The sequence below is a fragment of the Azospirillum canadense genome, from assembly GCF_025961225.1.
Taxonomy (GTDB): domain Bacteria; phylum Pseudomonadota; class Alphaproteobacteria; order Azospirillales; family Azospirillaceae; genus Azospirillum; species Azospirillum canadense.
Genome location: NZ_JAOQNG010000001.1, coordinates 1,555,023 through 1,574,599 on the forward strand (window position 1 = coordinate 1,555,023; position 19,577 = coordinate 1,574,599).

The following is a 19,577-nucleotide window of genomic DNA, read 5'->3' on the forward strand; positions in this document are numbered from 1 at the left end:
AACGACGAGAGGGGGCGGAGCAATGGACACGGCCATTGTCGCCAATAACGAGAAGAAGCGCGAACCCGGAAAACGGGCCATCCATCCCGGCGCCGGGCGGCGGAACACCCGCGTTCAGCCCAAGGGCCGCCAGGTCGACCCCGCAGCGTTGGCCGAGGTGCAGGAACTGCTCGGCGACCGGTCCCGCCAGCGCGACCTGCTGATCGAGCACCTGCACCTTCTGCAGGACACCTTCCACGCCCTGCACGCCCGCCACCTCGCCGCCCTGGCGCAGGAAATGCGGCTGGCGCTGGTCGAGGTGTACGAGGTGGCCTCCTTCTACGCCCACTTCGACATCGTGATGGAGGGGGAGGAGGCTCCTCCCGCGCTCACGGTGCGGGTCTGCGACAGCCTGAGCTGCTGCATGGCCGGCGGCGAGAAGCTGCTGGACGACCTGAAGGCGGAGATGGGCTCGGACGTCCGCGTCATCCGCGCGCCCTGCATGGGCGCCTGCCACAACGCCCCGGCGGTCGCCATCGGCCACGCGCTGCACGAGAACGCCACGGTCGAGAGCGTGGTGGAGGCCGTGAAAAGCGGCGACACCCACCCGCACCTGCCGAACTGCATCGGCTTCGATCAATACCGCCAAGACGGCGGCTACAAGTTGCTGGTCGACTGCAAGGAAGGCCGTGTCGCGGTCGAGGACATCCTTGGCAAGCTGGAATCGTCCAACCTGCGTGGCCTCGGCGGCGCCGGCTTCCCGACGGGCCGCAAGTGGCGCTTCGTCCGGCACGAGCCCGGCCCCCGCCTGATGGCGGTGAACGGCGACGAGGGCGAGCCCGGCACCTTCAAGGATCGCTTCCACCTGGAGAACGATCCGCATCGCTTCCTGGAAGGCATGCTGATCGGCGCTTGGGTGGTCGAGGCGACCGACGTCTACATTTACCTGCGCGACGAGTACCCGCACATCCGCGAGGCGCTGCTGCGGGAGATCGCGAAGATCGAGGAGGCCGGCCTCGCCGACCACACCCGCATCCACCTGCGCCGCGGCGCCGGCGCCTATATCTGCGGCGAGGAGTCCGCGATGCTGGAAAGCATCGAGGGCAAGCGCGGCCTGCCGCGCCACAAGCCGCCGTTCCCGTCGGTCGTCGGCCTGTTCGGCCGCCCGACGCTGATCAACAACGTCGAAACGCTGTTCTGGATCCGCGACATCCTGGAAAAGGGCGGCGACTGGTGGGGCAGCTTCGGCCGCAACGGCCGCAAGGGCCTGCGCAGCTTCTCCGTCTCCGGCCATGTCAAGGAGCCGGGCGTCAAGCTGACTCCCGCCGGTGTGACGATCCGCGAGCTGATCGAGGAGTATTGCGGCGGCATGGCCGACGGCCACCGCTTCATCGGCTACCTGCCGGGCGGCGCGTCCGGCGGCATCCTGCCGGCCAGCATGGACGACATCCCGCTGGACTTCGGCACGCTGGAGCAGCACGGCTGCTTCATCGGTTCGGCGGCCGTGGTGGTCCTGTCGGACAAGGACGACATGCGCAAGGTCGTCCGCAACCTGCTGGACTTCTTCGAGGACGAGAGCTGCGGCCAGTGCACGCCCTGCCGCGTCGGCACCGAAAAGGCCGTGGCGCTGATCAAGCAGCCGGTCTGGGACGAGCCGCTGCTGGATGAGCTGGCCGCCCTGATGGGCTCCGCCTCCATCTGCGGCCTGGGCCAGGCCGCCATGAACCCGCTGAAGACCGCGCTGAAGCATTTCCGCGCCGAGCTTGCCCTGGGTTCCAAGACCGGGCAGGGAGACAAGTGATGAGCGACCGCATCCTCTTCCATCTGGACGACGAACTCGTCGAAGCGCAGCCGGGCGAGACCATCTGGCAGGTCGCCAACCGCCTCGGCACCGAGATCCCGCACCTCTGCTACTCCGACGCGCCGGGCTACCGGGCCGACGGCAACTGCCGCGCCTGCATGGTCGAAGTCGACGGCGAGCGCGTGCTGACCGCCTCTTGCGTGCGCCATCCGACCGCGGGCATGCGCGTCCGCTCGGCCAGCGACAAGGCGAAGTTCGCCCGCAAGATGGTCATCGAGATGCTGGTCACCGACCAGCCCAAGCGCGAGGAAGCCCACGACCCGAACTCCTCGTTCTGGCATTGGGCCGACCATCTGGAGGTGTCCGACAGCCGCTTCCCGCGCCGTGAAAGCGCGCCGAAGCCGGACTTCAGCCACCCGGCCATGGCCGTGCAGCTCGACGCCTGCATCCAGTGCAACCTGTGCGTCCGCGCCTGCCGCGAGGTCCAGGTCAACGACGTGATCGGCATGGCGCTGCGCGGCCACAAGGAGACGATCGTCTTCGACTTCGCCGACCCGATGGGCGACAGCACCTGCGTGGCCTGCGGCGAGTGCGTGCAGGCCTGCCCGACCGGCGCGCTGATGCCGAAGACCCAGGTGGACCTGAACACCGGCGTCTTCACGGCGGAGCCGGACCGCAAGGTGGACAGCGTCTGCCCCTACTGCGGCGTCGGTTGCCAGCTGACCTACAACATCAAGGACGAGAAGCTGCTGTCGGTGGAAGGGCGCGATGGCCCGGCCAACAAGAACCGGCTGTGTGTGAAGGGCCGCTTCGGCTTCGACTACATCCACCACCCGCACCGCCTGACCAAGCCGCTGATCCGCAAGGAAGGCGTGTCCAAGCACGACGTGGACATCGACCCGCTGAACCCGCTGACCCACTTCCGCGAAGCCACGTGGGAGGAAGCCCTGGCGGTCGCCACCGGCAGCCTGCGCAAGATCCGCGACGATCTGGGCGGCTCCGCGCTCGCCGGCTTCGGCTCGGCCAAGGGCTCCAACGAAGAGGCGTACCTGTTCCAGAAGCTGGTGCGCGTCGGCTTCGGCACCAACAACGTCGACCACTGCACGCGTCTTTGCCACGCCTCCTCCGTGGCGGCGCTGATCGAGGGCATCGGGTCGGGCGCGGTGACGGCCCCCTTCATGGCGGCCAAGGACGCCGAGGTGATCGTCGTCATCGGCTCCAACCCGACCGAGAACCATCCCGTCGCCGCGACCTTCTTCAAGAACGCGGTGAAGAAGGGCGCCAAGCTGGTCATCATGGACCCGCGCGGCCAGGCGCTGAAGCGCTTCGCGACGCACATGATGCAGTTCAAGCCCGGCCGCGACGTGCCGATGCTGAACGCCATGCTGCACACGATCATCGCGGAGGGGCTGTACGACGCCGACTACGTCCGCGACCACACCGAGGACTTCGAGGAGCTGCGCGCCCACGTCGCCAACTTCTCGCCGGAGGAGATGGCCCCGATCTGCGGCATCCCGGCGGAGACCCTGCGCGAGGTCGCCCGGCTCTACGCCACGTCCAAGGGCTCGATCATCTTCTGGGGCATGGGCGTGTCGCAGCACACCCACGGCACCGACAACGTGCGCTGCCTGATCGCGCTGTCGCTCATCACCGGCCAGATCGGCCGCCCCGGCACCGGCCTGCACCCGCTGCGCGGCCAGAACAACGTCCAGGGCGCGTCGGACGCCGGCCTGATCCCGATGATGTTCCCGGACTACCGCCCGGTGGACGATCCGGAGGTCCGCGCCTTCTACGAGGACTACTGGGACACCAAGCTCGACCCGAAGCGCGGCCTGACCGTCGTGGAGATCATGGACGCGATCCACGCCGGGAAGCTGAAGGGCATGTACATCATGGGCGAGAACCCCGCGATGTCCGACCCCGACGTTGAGCACGCCCGCGACGCGCTCGCCAAGCTCGACCATCTCGTGGTTCAGGACCTGTTCCTGACGGAGACGGCCAAGTACGCCGACGTCGTCCTGCCGGCTTCGGCCTGGCCGGAGAAGACGGGCACGGTGACCAACACCAACCGTCAGGTGCAGCTCGGCCGCCAGGCCCTGCCGACGCCGGGCGATGCCCGCCAGGATCTGTGGATCGTGAACGAAATGGCCCGCGGCCTGGGGCTGGACTGGAACTACGCCCACGCCCGCGACGTGTTCCGCGAGATGAAGGGGGCCATGCCCTCGCTCGACAACATCACGTGGGAGCGTCTGGAGCGTGAGGGCTCGGTCACCTACCCGAGCCTGTCGGCCGACGACCCGGGCCAGGAGATCGTCTTCGGCGACGGCTTCCCCACAGCCAACGGCCGCGGTCGCCTCGTCCCCGCCGACGTGATCCCGCCGGCCGAGGAACCGGACGCGGAGTTCCCGATGGTGGTCACCACCGGCCGCCAGCTGGAGCACTGGCACACCGGGTCGATGACCCGCCGCGCCCAGGTCCTGGACGACATCGAGCCGGAGGCCGTCGCCTACATGAGCCCGGCGGATCTGCGCCGCCTGGGTGTGGATGCCGGCGCCATGGTGAAGGTCACCACCCGCCGCGGCGCCATCGAGCTGAAGGCGCGGTCCGACTACGCGGTCCCGTCGGGCCTCGTGTTCGTGCCTTTCTGCTACGCGGAGGCCGCGGCCAACGTCCTGACCAACCCCAAGCTGGACCCCTACGGCAAGATCCCGGAGTTCAAGTTCTCCGCTGCCCGGATCGAGCCTGTCGTTCAGTAAACGCTTGCCCCCACCCTAACCCTCCCCCGCTGGGCGGGGGAGGGGACCGCCTTCTCCCTCCCCCGCCCAGCGGGGGAGGGTCGGGGTGGGGAAAACCGCCCAAACAAACCAAAGGCGCGCCAAAAAGCGCCGATACACCGAGGGATGGACCATGAAGTCGAACGTGCGAGCCTGTGGTACCGAAGCGGCCAATGACCGGGCCTCCAAGGGCAACCTGGTGCAGTCCCTGTCGCGCGCCCTGCACATCCTCACCATTCTCGGCCAGTCGGACGGCCCGATGAGCCTGACGGCGGTGGCCGACGCCGCCGACCTGTCGCCTTCCACCACGCACCGCCTGCTGACCACCTTGCAGGAGGAGCGCTACGTGCGCTTCGACCAGGGCAAGCGCGGCTGGGCGGTGGGCGTGCAGGCTTACATGACCGGCACCGGCTTCCTGAAGACCCGCAGCCTCCTCGACGTCGCCAGGCCGCGCATGCGCCGGCTGATGGAGGAGACCAGCGAGGTCGTGAACCTCGCCGTGGAGGAGAATGGCGAAGCCATCTATCTGCACCGCGTCGGCGGCCCGCGCGTCGTCCAGGCGGCGCTGCCGGTGACCGACCGCACGCTGCTGCACTGCTCCGCCGTCGGCAAGGCGCTGCTGGCCGGCATGCCGGAAACCCGCATCCAGACCATCCTGACCGAGCGCGGCATGCGCCAGTTCACCCGCACGACCGTCTCCTCCCTGCCGGCGTTGCACCGCGAACTGACGCTGACCCGCAGCCGCGGCTACGCCGTCGACCAGGAAGAGCGGGTGAACGGCATGCGTTGCGTCGCCGCCCCGATCTACGACGAGAACGCCCATGTCATCGGCGCCCTGTCGCTGTCCAGCACCAACCACCGGATCGACGAAACGCGCGTCTCCGCCTACGGCGAGCTGGTCAAGCGCACCGCCGCGTCGGTGACTGCGGAAATCGGCGGGCGCCTGCCAGCCGCCTGACCAGCCACGCCATTCGAATCGCGCCGGCCGGGCGGCGCGCTCCACCGCCCTGAAGGTGGAGATTATCGCGAGTCCCGGAGGAGCGATGGTATTCGCTTCGTCACGTAGTGCTCCCTGCAAGTCCTGGCCGCGCCGAATTCGGCGCGGTCTTTTTTTGTGCGCCGCGATTTGCTTTTCCGCAGCGTGGAAAAGCGTGAATAGACCTTTGCAAAGAGCGGTCGAGGTCGGCATTATTGGAAATGCAAAGGGTGCTTCACCCTCTGTATCGGGCGGGTTGTTGCTTCGCATTTATGCGAGCCTCTCGGAAACTGGCCGTGCTGGCTTCAGCACGGCCATTCTTTTTTGTTCTGATCACACATTGTCGGAAAAGCCGCAATGCGGCGTTGACACCGGTACCCCGCATCCGTAAGCATGGCCGTGTTCCAAGGGGGGCCCCTGTTGCGGGGCTGAGATGACACCGGAAGGTGCGGACCCTTTGAACCTGATCCGGGTCGTACCGGCGTAGGGACAGGAACAAATGGACCAGAACACGCACGCCCTGAAAAGGGCCTGCCCGCACAGGTCCGTTCTGCCGCTCCGTCACACCCGGATCTCCACGATCTGAATGCGATGGAGATCCAGAATGCCTGACACTTACTCCCCCACATCAATCGACGACGACCGTTTCGCCGTCACCACCGGCCCGCTGCCGGCTTCCCGCAAGGTTCATGTGCCGGGTGAGTCCAACTCCGACCTGCGCGTCGCCATGCGCGAGATCGACGTGGGCGGCGGCGAGGCGCCGGTGCGCGTCTACGACACCTCAGGGCCCTACAGCGATCCCGCCGTCGCTATCGACATCCGCCGTGGCCTGCCGGAGCTGCGCCGCGCCTGGATTGAGGCGCGCGGCGACGTGGAGGCCTATGAAGGCCGCGCCATCCGCCCGGAGGACGACGGGCTGCGCGTGGGCGAGGCCCGCGCCGTTCCGGTCTTCGACCGCGCCGGCCGCCGTCCATTGCGCGGCAAGCCGGGCAGGGCGGTCACGCAGATGGCCTACGCGCGCGCCGGCATCGTCACGCCGGAGATGGAGTACATCGCCGTGCGCGAGAACCTGGGTCGCCAAAAGCTGGCCGAGGCCGCCGCGCGCGACGGCCATGACTTCGGCGCTTCCATCCCCGATTTCGTGACGGCGGAGTTCGTGCGCGACGAGGTGGCACGCGGCCGGGCGATCATCCCCGCCAACATCAACCACCCCGAAGCGGAGCCGATGATCATCGGCCGCAACTTCCTCACCAAGATCAATGCGAACATCGGCAACTCCGCCGTCGCGTCCTCGGTGGGGGAGGAGGTGGACAAGATGGTCTGGTCGATCCGCTGGGGGGCCGACACCGTCATGGACCTGTCCACCGGCCGCAACATCCACACCACCCGCGAATGGATCCTGCGCAACAGCCCGGTCCCCATCGGCACGGTGCCGATCTACCAGGCGCTGGAGAAGGTCAACGGCAAGGCCGAGGACCTGACCTGGGAGATCTTCCGCGACACGCTGATCGAGCAGGCAGAGCAGGGCGTCGACTATTTCACCATCCACGCCGGTATCCGGCTGGCGCACATCCCGCTGACGGCGAAGCGCGTCACCGGCATCGTGTCGCGCGGCGGCTCCATCATGGCGAAATGGTGCCTGTCCCACCACCGGGAGAGCTTCCTCTACGAGCGGTTTGAAGAGATCTGCGAGATCATGAAGGCCTACGACGTGGCCTTCTCCCTGGGCGACGGGCTGCGGCCGGGCTCCATCGCCGACGCCAACGACGCCGCCCAGTTCGCGGAGCTGGAGACGCTGGGCGAGCTGACCAAGATCGCTTGGAAGCACGACGTGCAGGTGATGATCGAGGGGCCCGGCCATGTGCCGATGCACAAGATCAAGGCCAACGTGGACAAGCAACTGGCGCTCTGTGGCGAGGCGCCCTTCTACACGCTCGGGCCGCTGACCACCGACATCGCGCCGGGCTATGACCACATCACCAGCGCCATCGGCGCCGCCATGATCGGCTGGTTCGGCACGGCGATGCTCTGCTACGTGACGCCGAAGGAGCATCTGGGCCTGCCGGACCGTGACGACGTCAAGGTGGGCGTGGTGACCTACAAGATCGCCGCCCACGCCGCCGACCTCGCCAAGGGCCATCCCGGCGCCCAGGAGCGCGACGACGCCCTGTCGCGCGCCCGCTTCGAGTTCCGCTGGCGCGACCAGTTCCACCTGTCGCTCGACCCGGAGACGGCGGAGCGCTTCCACGACCAGACCCTTCCGGCGGAAGGGGCCAAGGTCGCCCACTTCTGCTCCATGTGCGGGCCGAAGTTCTGCTCCATGAAGATTACGCAGGAGGTGCGCGACTACGCCAACTCCGGCATGGCCGAGATGTCGGAAAGCTTCCGCGCCAAGGGCGGGGAAATCTACCTGACGGAGTGACCCCAGTTCCTTCTCCCCTCCGGGGAGAAGGTTAGGATGAGGGGGCGGCCGAAGGTCGGAAACGCACGCTCATTGCAGCGCTCGGACGCCCTTGCGGGCGCCCCCTTACTTCACCGACACCGCCATGCGTGCCCGCTCCGCCTCCTGTGCCGCTTCCGTATAACGCGCCCGCATGGGGCGCAGCACGAACAGGGCGAGGAACGCAGCCAGCGCGTTCACGATGGCGGCCAGGAAGAACACCGCCTGCCAGCTTCCCGTCGCGTTGGTTATCAGGTTGGCGAAGGGCACCAGCAGCGCCGCCGTGCCCTTGGCTGTGTAGAGCAGGCCGGCGTTGCTGGCGGCGAAGCGCGAGCCGAAGGTATCGGCGCAGCAGGCCGGGAACAGGCTGTAGATCTCGCCCCAGGCGAAGAACACGATGCCGGTCAGGATGACGAAGGCAATCGGGTCGTGGCCGAACTGGCTGAGCGCCAGAATGCCGGCGGCCTCCGCGGCGAAGGCGACGAACATGGTGTTCTCGCGCCCGATGCGGTCGGACACCCAGCCGAAGAAGGGCCTCGTCAGCCCGTTCAGCACCCGGTCGATGGACAGCGCGAAGGTCAGGGCGGGCAGCGTGAGGCCCATCAGGCTGACCGGCGTCTGCGACAGCCCGAAATCCTCCGCGATGGGGCCGAGCTGAGCCGTCGCCATCAGCCCGCCACCGGCGACCATGACGAACATGGCGTACATGACCCAGAAGACCGACGTGCGCACGATCTCGTTCGGTCGGTACTGGCGCTGGACGGGGGGAGAGCCGACCCCGCGGCTGAACAAGGCGGGCGGGGGAGGTTCGGTCAACAGCCAGGCGAGCGCGAAGACGACCAGCCCCTGGCCCAGCCCGAAGGCGAGGAAGGTGGCCTCATAGCCGCTGGACTCGATCATGGTGGCGATCGGCACCACGGTCAGGGCGGAGCCCGCACCGAAGCCCGCGGCGGTGATGCCGGCGGCCAGCCCGCGACGGTCCGGAAACCACTTCAGCGCGTTGCCGACGCAGGTGCCGTAGACCGCACCAGCGCCGATGCCACCGATGGCCGCCGCCACATAGAGCAGGGCCAGCGAATCCGCGTTGGCGTTCAGCACCCAGGAGGCGCCGCACAGCAAGGCGCCGGCCAGCACGACGACCCGCGGGCCGAAGCGGTCCACGAACCAGCCCTCCACCGGCACCAGCCAGGTTTCGGTCACGACGAAGATGGTGAAGGCGATCTGGATGGCCGCGCGGCCCCAACCGTGCTTGGCGTCGATGGGCTCGACGAACAGGGTCCATCCATACTGGAGATTGGCGATCATCGACATGCAGATGACGCCGACAAGCAACTGCATCCACCGACCACCGAACGGCCCCGCGTGGGAGCTGGCGGCTTGCGCACCGTGTTGGCGCATATGGTTCCTCCCGGACAACCGCTATCTTTCTTGCTTCTTCTGGCGCGTGCGGAGCGCGTTCGGTCGGTCTCCGCCTCGCTTGTCATTGAAATGCGGCGCCTGGTATGCCAGACGCCGCATTCCTGATGCCTTAAAAGCAAGTGTGGCTGACAATTGGTTGCCATAGCAACCAATTTCGCCGGAAAGCGGGTTCAGCCTTCTGTGAGAACGGAAGGCCGATGCGCCGGGTGGTGAGGAGTTCGTAGGTTGGGTGGAGCGAAGCGCAACCCAACACATCGGGCAACGCCGACATGTCGGGTTGCGGCTGCGCCTCCACCCAACCTACGGAATTACATCACTCCGCGGGTTCGGAGACGCGCTGGTTCTGGCCGATTTCGAAGTTGGCCATGATCTCCAGCGCGCGGACCATGCCGGAATGGTCCCAGGCCTTGCCGCCGTGGGCGGCGCAGGCGTTGAACAACTCCTGGCACGTCGCCGTGTTCGGCAGCGACAGGCCGAGCGCGCGGGCGCCGCTGAGCGCGAGGTTCAGGTCCTTCTGGTGCAGTTCGATGCGGAAGCCCGGATCGAAGGTGCGCTTCACCATGCGCTCGCCGTGCACCTCCAGGATGCGCGAGGACGCGAAGCCGCCCATCAGCGCCTGACGGACCTTGGCTGGGTCGGCGCCGGCCTTGGAGGCGAACAGCAGGGCCTCGCCGACCGCTTCGATGGTCAGGGCGACGATGATCTGGTTGGCGACCTTGGTGGTCTGGCCGTCGCCGTTGCCGCCGACCAGCGTGACGTTCTTGCCCATCTTCTCGAAGAGGGGCTTCACCGTCTCGAAGGCCTTGTCCGGGCCGCCGACCATGATGGTCAGCGATGCCGCCTTGGCGCCGACCTCACCGCCCGACACCGGCGCGTCGAGATAGTCGCAGCCCAGCTCGTTGATGCGCTTGGCGAAGGCCTTGGTCTCGATCGGGGAGATGGAGGACATGTCCACCACGATCTTGCCCGGCTTCAGCCCCTCGGCAACGCCGTTCTTGCCGAACAGCGCGGCCTCGACGTGCGGGGTGTCGGGGACCATCGTGATGATGACGTCGGCCTTCTCGGCGACTTCCTTGGAGGAACCGCAGGCCTTGGCGCCCTTGCCCAGAAGGTCTTCCGGGGCCGGGTTGATGTCGTAGACGTACAGCGTGTGGCCAGCGTCCGCCAGATGGGCGGCCATGGGACGCCCCATGATGCCGAGACCGATGAATCCAACGTTCATGGCAATTTCCTCGCTTTTCTTAGGGCGGATCAATCAGGCGGCGACGGTGTCGGTGCGCTGAGCGGCGCGCATCCAGCCGAGACCCTCGCTGGTGCCGCGGGCGGGCTTGTACTCGCAGCCGACCCAGCCGCTGTAGCCGAGCTTGTCCAGGGCGGCGAAGACGAAGGGGTAGTTGATCTCGCCGGTGCCGGGTTCGTTGCGGCCGGGGTTGTCGGCGATCTGCACGTGCGCAATCTTCGGCAGCAGGCGCTGGATCGTCGGGACGAGATCGCCCTCCATGATCTGCATGTGGTAGACGTCGTACTGGATGTAGAGGTTGTCGGACCCGACCGCCTCGATCAGCTGCTCCGCCTGCTTGGTGTTGGTCAGGTAGAAGCCCGGAATGTCGCGCGTGTTGATCGGCTCGACCAGGAAGCGGATGCCGGCCTCCTTCAGGGCCTTCGCGGCGAACTTCAGGTTGTCGACCAGCGTGCGCTCCAGCGTGTCGCGCGACACGCCGGCCGGGGCCTTGCCGACCAGACAGTTCAGCTGCGGGCAACCCAGCGTCTTCGCGTACTCGATGGCCTTGCCGACGCCGTCCTGGAACTCGCCCACGCGGTCCGGCAGGATGGCGATGCCGCGTTCCCCGGCGTCCCAGTTGCCGGCTGGCAAATTATGCAGCACCTGTTCGAGGCGGTTACCCTTCAGACGCTCGGCCAGGACGTTTTTGTCGTAGGCGTAGGGGAACAGGTACTCGACCCCGGAAAAGCCGTCCTTCGCGGCCGCGGCGAAGCGGTCGAGGAAATCCAGCTCGTTGTAGAGCATGGTCAGGTTGGCGGCGAACTTGGGCATGTCTCTCTCCCGGATTTAGGTTTCGGGCCGTTCGTTCTTGTCAGGATCGCGTTTGCCCCCTCCCTAACCCTCCCCCGCCTTTGGCGGTGGAGGGGGCTGCCGCCGTCTTCCCCTCCACCGCCAAAGGCGGGGGAGGGAGGGGCCCACGCAGTGGGAGGGAGGGGGCAGCCGCTGTTACACGCGGACCAGTTCCGGCTGGTCCGCGGGGACGTCCAGCACCTCCTCGAACTCGGTGATGTTGTTGATCTCCGTGCCCATGGCGATGTTGGTCACGCGCTCCAGGATGACCTCGACGACCACCGGGACCTGGAACTCGTCCATCCAGGCCTGCGCCTGGGTGAAGGCTTCCTGGATGCGGTCCGGCTCGGTGACGCGGATGGCCTTGCAGCCCAGCCCCTCCGCCACCGCGACGTGGTCGACACCGTAGACGCCGATCTCCGGCGCGTTGATGTTCTCGAAGGACAGCTGGACCTGGAAGTCCATCTGGAAGGCGCGCTGCGCCTGACGGATCAGGCCGAGGTAGCTGTTGTTCACCAGCACGTGGATGTAGGGCAGCTTGAACTGCGCGCCGACCGCCAGCTCCTCGATCAGGAACTGGAAGTCGTAGTCGCCGGACAGCGCCACGATCTTGCGCTTCGGGTCGGCGACGCGGACGCCCAGCGCCGCCGGCAGGGTCCAGCCGAGCGGGCCGGCTTGGCCGCAGTTGATCCAGTGCCGCGGCTTGTAGACGTGCAGGAACTGCGCGCCGGCGATCTGCGACAGGCCGATGGTCGAGACGTAGCAGACGTCCTGGCCGAAGGCCTGGTTCATCTCCTGGTAGACGCGCTGCGGCTTGATCGGCACGTTGTCGAAGTCGGACTTGCGCAGCATGGAGCGCTTGCGGGCCTGGCAGGTGGCCACCCACTCCGACCGGTCCTTCAGCTTGCCGGCCGCCTTCCACTCCCGGGCGACCTCGACGAACAGGGCCAGCGCCGCGCCGGCGTCGGACACGATGCCGAGATCCGGCGCGAAGACGCGGCCGATCTGGGTCGGCTCGATGTCCACATGCACGAACTTGCGGCCCTTGGTGTAGACGTCGACGGATCCCGTGTGGCGGTTGGCCCAGCGGTTGCCGATGCCCAGCACGAAGTCGGACGCCAGCATGGCGGCGTTGCCGTAGCGGTGGGCGGTCTGCAGGCCGACCATGCCGGCCATCAGCGGGTGGTCGTCGGGGATGGTGCCCCAGCCCATCAGGGTCGGGATCACGGGAACGCCGATGATCTCGGCGAACTCCACCAGGGCCGGGCTGGCGTCGGCGTTGATGATGCCGCCGCCGGCCACGATCAGCGGGCGCTCCGCCTCGTTCAGCATCGTCAGCGCCTTCTCCACCTGGGCGCGGGTCGCGGCCGGCTTGTAGGCGGGCAGGGGCTGGTAGGCGTCGGGGTCGAACTCGATCTCGGCCATTTGGACGTCGATCGGCAGGTCGATCAGCACGGGGCCCGGCCGGCCGGAGCGCATCAGGTGGAAGGCCTGCTGGAAGGCGTAGGGGACCTGCCCCGGCTCCAGCACGGTGACGGCCCACTTGGCGACGGGCTTGGCGATGGACGGGATGTCCACGGCCTGGAAATCCTCCTTGTGCAGGCGGGCGCGCGGCGCTTGGCCGGTGATGCACAGGATCGGGATGCTGTCGGCGGACGCCGAATAGAGGCCGGTGATCATGTCGGTGCCGGCCGGGCCGGAGGTGCCGACGCACACGCCGATGTTGCCCGCGGTGGCGCGGGTGTAGCCTTCGGCCATGTGGGACGCGCCCTCGACATGGCGGGCCAGAACGTGACCGATGCGGCCGTTCCTCTGCAACGCGGCGTAGAACGGATTGATGGCCGCTCCGGGGACGCCAAAGCACACGGACACGCCTTCCTTCTCCAGGACATGCACCGCCGCTTCAATCGCCATCATCCTTGCCATGGCTTGGTCTCCTCCCTCGGGTAACGGGTCGCGGTTTCGTTGGTACCAAGCATTGATCCCGCGGCGACGGATCGGCAAAGACTTGGCGAAAGCTTTCCGCGTGATGGAAAAAAGCGCCGAAAGTGGCAAGGAAGCGGCCTTGCGCAGCGGACTTCGCCGCTGCTTGCGCGGGATCGGGCGGGCTGGCATCGTCCATGCCATGACCACGCTTCCGACACCGTCTCTTCTCGCCATCACCGACCGGTCACAGGCCGCGTTGCCGCTTCCGGAGCTTGCCGAGCGCCTGTTCGCCGCCGGCCTGCGCTGGTTGTCCCTGCGCGAGAAGGACCTCCCGCGCGAGGAGCAGCGGGATCTCGCCCGCGCGCTGGTGGAGCGGGCGCGGCCCTGGGGGGCGGTGGTGACGGTCCACGGCGACCCGGCGCTCGCAATCGAGGCCGGGGCCGCCGGGGTGCATCTGGCGGACGGGGGCGATCCCGCCGACGCGCGCCGGCTGCTCGGCCTCGGCGCGCTGGTCGGCCTGTCGGCCCATGGTCCGGACGGACTGCGCCGCGCCGCGGAGGAGGGCGCCGACTACGCCACGCTCTCGCCCGTGTTCCCGTCGTCCAGCAAACCGGGTTACGGCCCGGTGCTGGGGCCGGAGGGTCTGCGGCTCCTCGCCCGGGGAACGCCGATCCCCGTTCTGGCGCTCGGCGGAGTCGGGGCGGAAACGGCTGGGGCCTGCCTCGACGCCGGGGCTGCGGGCGTTGCGGTCATGGGGGAAATGATGCGCGATCCCGACTCCGTGGCCCGATTCGTGAAATCTATGGCAAGAGAATCGGGCATAAAAATGCCAATCCGAACCGGATGAGCGGATCATCAAGCCAGTCCTGGACATTTCGGGGTGGAATGTGCATCTGGTATGTCAAATACGAAATCAAAAGACACACTCGCCCACAGGACCGCTGCACTGGCGCCGCAACGCGCGCAGCCCGGCGGACAGCTCAGGGAAATGGCACTCGACATGAACCCGCCGCCGATCAACGTGCAGCCGCTCGACACCGGATCGACCTTCCGCAGCCAGGCGTACCACGCGCTGAAGCAGGCGATCTCGCAGATGGACATCTACGACCACAACGACGAGATCCGGTTGGAGGAGCGGCAGCTCAGCGATATGCTCGGCGTCAGCCGCACGCCCATCCGCGAAGCGCTGACCCTGCTGGAGCAGGAAGGCTTCATCCGTCTGCAGCCGCGGCGCGGCATCTTCGTGATCCGCAAGACCAAGGCCGAGATCATCGAGATGATCCAGGTCTGGGCCGCGCTGGAAAGCATGGCCGGCCGTATGGTCGCCGAGCACGCGTCGGACGAGGACATCCGCACCCTCTGGGACCTGTTCCGCAACTTCGAGGAACATGACCTGAAGGACCACGTCAGCGAATATTCGGACGCGAACATCGCCTTCCACAAAAGCATCATCCGGCTCGGCGGTTCCAAGCTGATCCAGGAGATGACCGACAACCTGTTCATCCACATCCGCGCGATCCGCAAGCTGACCATCGGCCAGGAGAACCGCGTGGAGCGGTCGATCCACGACCACAAGGAAATCATCAAGGCCTTGGAGCGCCGCGACGTGGACGGGGCGGAGCGCCTGATCCGCGACCACACGCTGGGCCTTGCTGCGCACGTGGAAAAGCACTGCGATTTCCTGGAGTAAACCCCCTCTCCCCTAGAGAGAAACTCCCTCTCCCCTCCGGGGAGAGGGTTAAGGGTGAGGGGCCCGCTAGGGCGCCAACGCAGCCTCGTTGCAGTGCGTTTCTGGCCTACGGCCATCCCCTCATCCCAACCTTCTCCCCAGGGGGGAGAAGGAGTTTTCCCCTCACACCACCTCTTGCGCCTCGCGCTTCGCCGCCGTCCCAAGCCCATCCGCGGTGATGGTGACGACGCGCAGGCTGTTGGTCGTTCCGGGGGTGCCGAAGGGGACGCCGGCGGTGACGATCAGGGACTGGCCGGGCTGGCCGATTCCCTCCTGAGCGGCGACGAGGCTCGCCCGTTCGACCATCTCCGCGAAGTTTTGCACGTCCGACGTCCAGACGGGGTGAACGCCCCAGGCGAGCGCCAGCCGGCGCGCCGTTTCGCGCTCAGCGCTGAGGCCGAGGATCGGCACCGTCGGGCGCTCGCGCGAGGCGCGGCGGGCGGTGGAGCCGGTGGAGGTGAAGGTGGCGATGCCGGCGGCGGAGATGGTCTCGGCGATCTGCCGGGCGGCGGCCGACAGGGCGTCCGGCGTCGTGGCCTCCGGGCTCGGGTGTTCGGAGTCCATGATGCGGCGGTAGAGCGGGTCCGTCTCCACGCGGCGGACGATGCGGTCCATCATCGCCACGGCCTCCACCGGGTGCTTGCCCGACGCGGATTCCGCCGACAGCATCACGGCATCGGCGCCGTCATAGACGGCGGTCGCCACGTCCGACGCCTCGGCGCGGGTCGGGGTCGGTTCGGTGATCATGGATTCCAGCATCTGCGTGGCGACGATCACCGGCTTGCCGGCGGCGCGGCTCATGCGGATCATGCGCTTCTGCAGGCCGGGAACGTCCTCCGGCGGCAGTTCCACGCCCAGGTCGCCGCGGGCGACCATGACGGCGTCCGACAGGTCGATGATCTCCTTCAGGCGGGGCAGGGCGGCCGGCTTCTCGACCTTCGTCATGATGTGGGCGCGGTCGCCGATCAGCGCGCGCGCCTCCAGGATGTCCTCCGGCCGCTGCACGAAGCTGAGGCCGATCCAGTCGACGCCAAGCGTCAGGCCGAACTGGAGGTCGCTGCGATCCTTCTCCGACAGGGCGCTCAGCGCCAGCGCGGTGCCGGGCACGTTCATACCCTTGCGGTCCGACAGGGTGCCGCCGACCAGGATCTCCGTCTCCGCATGGTCCGGCCCGTGGCTGAGCACGCGCAGGCGCAGCCGGCCGTCGTTCAGCAGCAGCTCGTGCCCGTCCTCGACGCTGGCGAAGATCTCCGGGTGCGGGACGCAGACGCGGGTGCGGTCGCCGGGCGTGGGGTCGAGGTCGAGGCGGAAACGGTCGCCGGCGGCGAGCGTGACGGCGACGTCCTTGAAGGTGCCGACGCGCAGCTTCGGCCCTTGCAGGTCGAGCAGGACCCCGATGGGACGCCCCAGTGTTTCCTCCACCGCGCGGATCTGGCGGTAGCGTTCGGCGTGGTCGAACTGGGTGCCGTGGCTGGCGTTCAGACGGAAAACGTCGACGCCGGCTTCGGCCAGCGCGAAGATCTGGCTGTAGGTCGAACTGGCCGGCCCGAGGGTGGCGACGATTTTGGTGCTGCGGTTGCGCGGCATGGCGCAGGCCTCCAGAGAGGGCGGGGATGGGGGATGCTGCGTCCGGCCGGTCGGACGGGTCAAACGGCAGCGTCCCGATTTCCGCATGGCGGGAATTCGCGGAACCCGGTTTGACGGCCAGCGTGAGCCGTGCGGGAATCGGACTGTCCGAATGGCAAACGGGATGGTCGCATGTCCCCTCCGGTCGCATCTCGGCCCGTTGAGCCGCATCCGGCGGCGAGCCTGATCCTACTGCGCGACGGTGCGGACGGGCTTGAGGTGCTCATGATCCGGCGCCACGAAGGGCTGCGTTTCGCCCCCGGTGCGACGGTGTTCCCCGGTGGGCGCATCGACCCGGACGACCACGCTCCCGCCGCCACCCCGCTGGACCTTCTGCCGCAGCGGATGGCGGCCATCCGCGAAGCCTTTGAGGAATGCGGGATCCTTCTGACAGCCCCACCGGTGGAGAGCCGCGGGCTGGCCAGTATGCGCGGGCCGGCGGAGCAGCCGTTCCGCGAACGCCTGTGTGAGGCGGGGCTTGAACCGGCCGTGCATGCGCTGACCCCCTTCGCCCGCTGGCAGACGCCGGAGACGGTGTGGCGCCGCTTCGACACCACCTTCTTCCTGGCTCGCGCGCCGGAGGGCCAGGACGCTGTGGTCGATGGCGGGGAGGCGGTCGCGGCGCTGTGGGCTTCGCCGTCAGCTGTCCTGGAAGCGGAGGGGCAGGGGCGCCTCTCCCTCGTCTTCGCCACGCGCATGAACCTGCTGCGGCTCGCCCCCTGCCGAACCGTGGAGGACGCCCTGGCCGAGGCCGCCCGGCACCAGCCGATGGTGGCCATACTGCCATGGGCGGTCGAAACCCCTGACGGACCGGTGCTGTGCATCCCGGCCGGACTCGGCTACGCGCCGACGGAGTTTCCCGCAGGCCTTGTTCGCCTGGGCTGAATCCGCCCTTCCCAACGGCTCAGTTTCCGTATTGCGAAATAGCCGGGACCCACATCGGCCCCGGCCGCGTTATTCACGCGCAATGCGACTATTTGTGCATTGCACTCCATGCGCATTTCGGCATTATGGCGCAACAAGATGTTACGAAATGACGGCTGATGTTGCGGTTAATGTCCGGTCTGCGCGGTAACGCGTCGCCTACACGGGAATAAGCCATGCTCCACGAGTCCATCATCGATCCGGATTGGGATGCCGCGCGCGCGCCGGTGACCGGTGCCGATGGACTGCGCTGGGTATATGGCTTCGGCGCCGGTGTCGCGGAAGGGCATGGCGGCATGGCGACGGAACTGGGCAACAAGGGTGCGGGGCTGGCCGAGATGGCGCAGCTTGGCGTGCCCGTGCCGCCGGGCTTCACCATCGTCGCGGAGGCCAGCCGCCATCATCGCGCGAACAGGGGTGCCTTTCCGCCGGGCCTCGTGGAGCAGGTGGAAGAGGCCTTGCGGCGGCTGGAGGGTACGGCCGGCGCCGGTTTCGGCGCGTTGGGCCGGCCCTTGCTCGTCTCCGTCCGTTCCGGCGCCCGCGCCTCGATGCCGGGCATGATGGACACGATCCTGAACCTGGGGCTGACCTGCGCGACGGTGCAGGGGCTGGCGGCCGCGTCCGGCGACGCGCGCTTCGCCTACGACTGCTACCGGCGCCTGGTGCAGACCTACGGCGCGGTGGTCCAGGGGGTGGACGCCCACCTGTTCGACGCGGCGCTGGAAACGCACAAGGCGGAACGCGGCTTGGCGCGCGACGCCGACCTGACGGCCGAAGACTGGCGCGCCGTGGTGGCGTCCTACCAAGAAATCATCGAGCGCGAGGCGGGGGAGCCCTTTCCGCAGGACCCGCGCACCCAGCTGTTCGGGGCGATTGGCGCCATCTTCCGGTCCTGGGGCAACACGCGCGCCGTGGCCTTCCGCGCCATGCACGGCATCCCGGACGACTGGGGCACCGCCGCGACGGTCCAGTGCATGGTGTTCGGCAACCGGGGGACCGAGTCCGGCACCGGCGTGGCGCACAGCCGCGATCCGGCGACCGGTGAGCCGGGCCTGTGCGGGGAGTTCCTGAGCGACGCGCAGGGGGAGGAGATCGTCTCCGGCCTGCGCACCCCGGGGCCGCTGACGGGCAGCGCGCAATCACTGGAGACCGCGGCGCCCGCCGCCTTCGCGGAACTGGGCGGGATCGCCGAGCGACTGGAACGCCATTTCGGCGACATGCAGGAGATCGAGTTCACGGTCCAGCAGGGCCGGCTGTTCATCCTCCAGACACGGTCGGGCAAGCGCTCGGTCGAGGCGAACGTGCGCATCGCCACGGACATGGCGGAGACCGGACTGATCACGCGGGCCGAGGCGGTGCGCCGCGCCGACCTGTCCGCGCTGAAGGACCGCTTGCGTCCGGTCCCCGACCCGGACGCGCCGCGGACGGTGATCGCCACCGGCCTGCCGGCCTCGCCCGGTGCGGCGACCGGCATCGCCGTCTTCACGTCGGAGGAGGCGGTGCGGATCGCCGCCGACGGCACGCCGGTCGTGCTGTGCCGGCCGGAAACCTCGCCCCACGACGTGCACGGCATGCAGGCGGCCTGCGCCATCGTCACGGCCCGCGGCGGCGCCACCAGCCACGCGGCGACGGTTGCCCGCGCCATGGGGCGCCCCTGCGTGGCCGGCGCGCGCTCTCTGCGCATTGATCCCGCCCAGGGCACCATGAGCGTCGATGACACGCGCGTCCAAACCGGCGACACGATCACTGTGGACGGGACGACGGGGGAGGTGATCCTCGGTGCGGTCCCGATGCTGGAGCCCGAAACGCCGCCGGCCGTGGCGCTGCTCCTGGATTGGGCGCGGGAGTTGGGGCTGGATCCGGAATGAACGAAGGCCCTTCCCCCGGGTGGGAGAAGGGCCTCGTCACGTCC

General features: G+C 68.1%; 13 protein-coding genes and 1 riboswitch. Of the genes, 8 read left to right on the plus strand and 5 right to left on the minus strand.

Going from position 1 to position 19,577, the window contains the following annotated elements:
* Positions 1-22 precede the first annotated feature (22 nt).
* From M2351_RS07360 to thiC, 4 genes are all read left to right on the plus strand, one after another.
* On the plus strand, positions 23-1,780 hold the full coding sequence (locus tag M2351_RS07360; RefSeq protein WP_264655460.1) for an NAD(P)H-dependent oxidoreductase subunit E: 1,758 nt from the start codon (positions 23-25) through the stop codon (positions 1,778-1,780).
* Positions 1,780-4,536, plus strand: a complete 2,757-nt coding sequence (gene fdhF, locus M2351_RS07365) for a formate dehydrogenase subunit alpha (protein ID WP_264655461.1) — start codon at positions 1,780-1,782, stop codon at positions 4,534-4,536. Before M2351_RS07360 ends, fdhF begins: the two co-directional genes overlap by 1 nt.
* A 151-nt stretch (positions 4,537-4,687) precedes the next feature.
* Positions 4,688-5,512: an IclR family transcriptional regulator gene (locus M2351_RS07370; RefSeq protein WP_264655462.1), complete on the plus strand. Its 825-nt coding sequence runs from the start codon at positions 4,688-4,690 to the stop codon at positions 5,510-5,512.
* A gap of 415 nt (positions 5,513-5,927) precedes the next feature.
* Positions 5,928-6,038: riboswitch (TPP riboswitch) on the plus strand.
* 96 nt (positions 6,039-6,134) lie between these two features.
* Positions 6,135-7,952, plus strand: a complete 1,818-nt coding sequence (thiC, locus tag M2351_RS07375) for a phosphomethylpyrimidine synthase ThiC (RefSeq protein WP_264655463.1) — start codon at positions 6,135-6,137, stop codon at positions 7,950-7,952.
* Positions 7,953-8,057: 105 nt separating this feature from the next.
* On the opposite strand, the gene oxlT is transcribed toward thiC, so the two are convergent.
* The 4 genes from oxlT to gcl form a co-directional block, all read right to left on the minus strand.
* Positions 8,058-9,308: an oxalate/formate MFS antiporter gene (oxlT, locus tag M2351_RS07380; protein WP_264655464.1), complete on the minus strand. Its 1,251-nt coding sequence runs from the start codon at positions 9,306-9,308 to the stop codon at positions 8,058-8,060.
* Positions 9,309-9,702: 394 nt separating this feature from the next.
* Positions 9,703-10,611, minus strand: coding sequence for a 2-hydroxy-3-oxopropionate reductase (glxR, locus tag M2351_RS07385; RefSeq protein WP_264655465.1), 909 nt, complete (start codon positions 10,609-10,611; stop codon positions 9,703-9,705).
* A 33-nt stretch (positions 10,612-10,644) separates the two neighbouring features.
* On the minus strand, positions 10,645-11,442 hold the full coding sequence (gene hyi, locus M2351_RS07390; RefSeq protein WP_264655466.1) for a hydroxypyruvate isomerase: 798 nt from the start codon (positions 11,440-11,442) through the stop codon (positions 10,645-10,647).
* Between the two features lie 174 nt (positions 11,443-11,616).
* On the minus strand, positions 11,617-13,386 hold the full coding sequence (gene gcl, locus M2351_RS07395; RefSeq protein WP_264655467.1) for a glyoxylate carboligase: 1,770 nt from the start codon (positions 13,384-13,386) through the stop codon (positions 11,617-11,619).
* Between the two features lie 139 nt (positions 13,387-13,525).
* On the opposite strand from gcl, the gene M2351_RS07400 reads away from it, so the two are divergent.
* Positions 13,526-14,233 carry a thiamine phosphate synthase gene (locus M2351_RS07400; protein ID WP_264655468.1) on the plus strand — a complete coding sequence of 236 codons (708 nt, stop codon included), beginning with the start codon at positions 13,526-13,528 and terminating at the stop codon, positions 14,231-14,233.
* Between the two features lie 141 nt (positions 14,234-14,374).
* On the plus strand, positions 14,375-15,076 hold the full coding sequence (locus M2351_RS07405; protein WP_264655469.1) for a GntR family transcriptional regulator: 702 nt from the start codon (positions 14,375-14,377) through the stop codon (positions 15,074-15,076).
* Between the two features lie 162 nt (positions 15,077-15,238).
* Here the strand turns inward: M2351_RS07405 and pyk are convergent, their stop codons facing one another.
* Positions 15,239-16,702: a pyruvate kinase gene (pyk, locus tag M2351_RS07410; RefSeq protein WP_264655470.1), complete on the minus strand. Its 1,464-nt coding sequence runs from the start codon at positions 16,700-16,702 to the stop codon at positions 15,239-15,241.
* A gap of 171 nt (positions 16,703-16,873) precedes the next feature.
* On the opposite strand from pyk, the gene M2351_RS07415 reads away from it, so the two are divergent.
* Together M2351_RS07415 and M2351_RS07420 are read left to right on the plus strand one after the other, a co-directional pair.
* The gene (locus M2351_RS07415; protein ID WP_264655471.1) at positions 16,874-17,626 is read left to right on the plus strand and encodes an NUDIX hydrolase; all 753 of its coding nucleotides are present in this window, start codon (positions 16,874-16,876) and stop codon (positions 17,624-17,626) included.
* A gap of 215 nt (positions 17,627-17,841) precedes the next feature.
* A complete protein-coding gene (locus tag M2351_RS07420; protein ID WP_264655472.1) occupies positions 17,842-19,533 on the plus strand; it encodes a pyruvate, phosphate dikinase in 1,692 nt (563 codons plus the stop codon).
* Positions 19,534-19,577 lie beyond the last annotated feature (44 nt).

What these genes read in the sequence shown, in the direction of transcription:
- glxR (WP_264655465.1), bottom strand. Translation starts at nt 10,611, where the DNA reads ATGAACGTTGGATTCATCGGTCTCGGCATCATGGGGCGTCCCATGGCC.
- pyk (WP_264655470.1), bottom strand. Translation starts at nt 16,702, where the DNA reads ATGCCGCGCAACCGCAGCACCAAAATCGTCGCCACCCTCGGGCCGGCC.
- oxlT (WP_264655464.1), bottom strand. Translation starts at nt 9,308, where the DNA reads ATGCAGTTGCTTGTCGGCGTCATCTGCATGTCGATGATCGCCAATCTC.
- M2351_RS07420 (WP_264655472.1), top strand. Translation starts at nt 17,842, where the DNA reads ATGCTCCACGAGTCCATCATCGATCCGGATTGGGATGCCGCGCGCGCG.
- fdhF (WP_264655461.1), top strand. Translation starts at nt 1,780, where the DNA reads ATGAGCGACCGCATCCTCTTCCATCTGGACGACGAACTCGTCGAAGCG.
- gcl (WP_264655467.1), bottom strand. Translation starts at nt 13,386, where the DNA reads ATGGCAAGGATGATGGCGATTGAAGCGGCGGTGCATGTCCTGGAGAAG.
- M2351_RS07370 (WP_264655462.1), top strand. Translation starts at nt 4,688, where the DNA reads ATGAAGTCGAACGTGCGAGCCTGTGGTACCGAAGCGGCCAATGACCGG.
- M2351_RS07360 (WP_264655460.1), top strand. Translation starts at nt 23, where the DNA reads ATGGACACGGCCATTGTCGCCAATAACGAGAAGAAGCGCGAACCCGGA.
- M2351_RS07415 (WP_264655471.1), top strand. Translation starts at nt 16,874, where the DNA reads ATGTCCCCTCCGGTCGCATCTCGGCCCGTTGAGCCGCATCCGGCGGCG.
- hyi (WP_264655466.1), bottom strand. Translation starts at nt 11,442, where the DNA reads ATGCCCAAGTTCGCCGCCAACCTGACCATGCTCTACAACGAGCTGGAT.
- M2351_RS07405 (WP_264655469.1), top strand. Translation starts at nt 14,375, where the DNA reads ATGGCACTCGACATGAACCCGCCGCCGATCAACGTGCAGCCGCTCGAC.
- thiC (WP_264655463.1), top strand. Translation starts at nt 6,135, where the DNA reads ATGCCTGACACTTACTCCCCCACATCAATCGACGACGACCGTTTCGCC.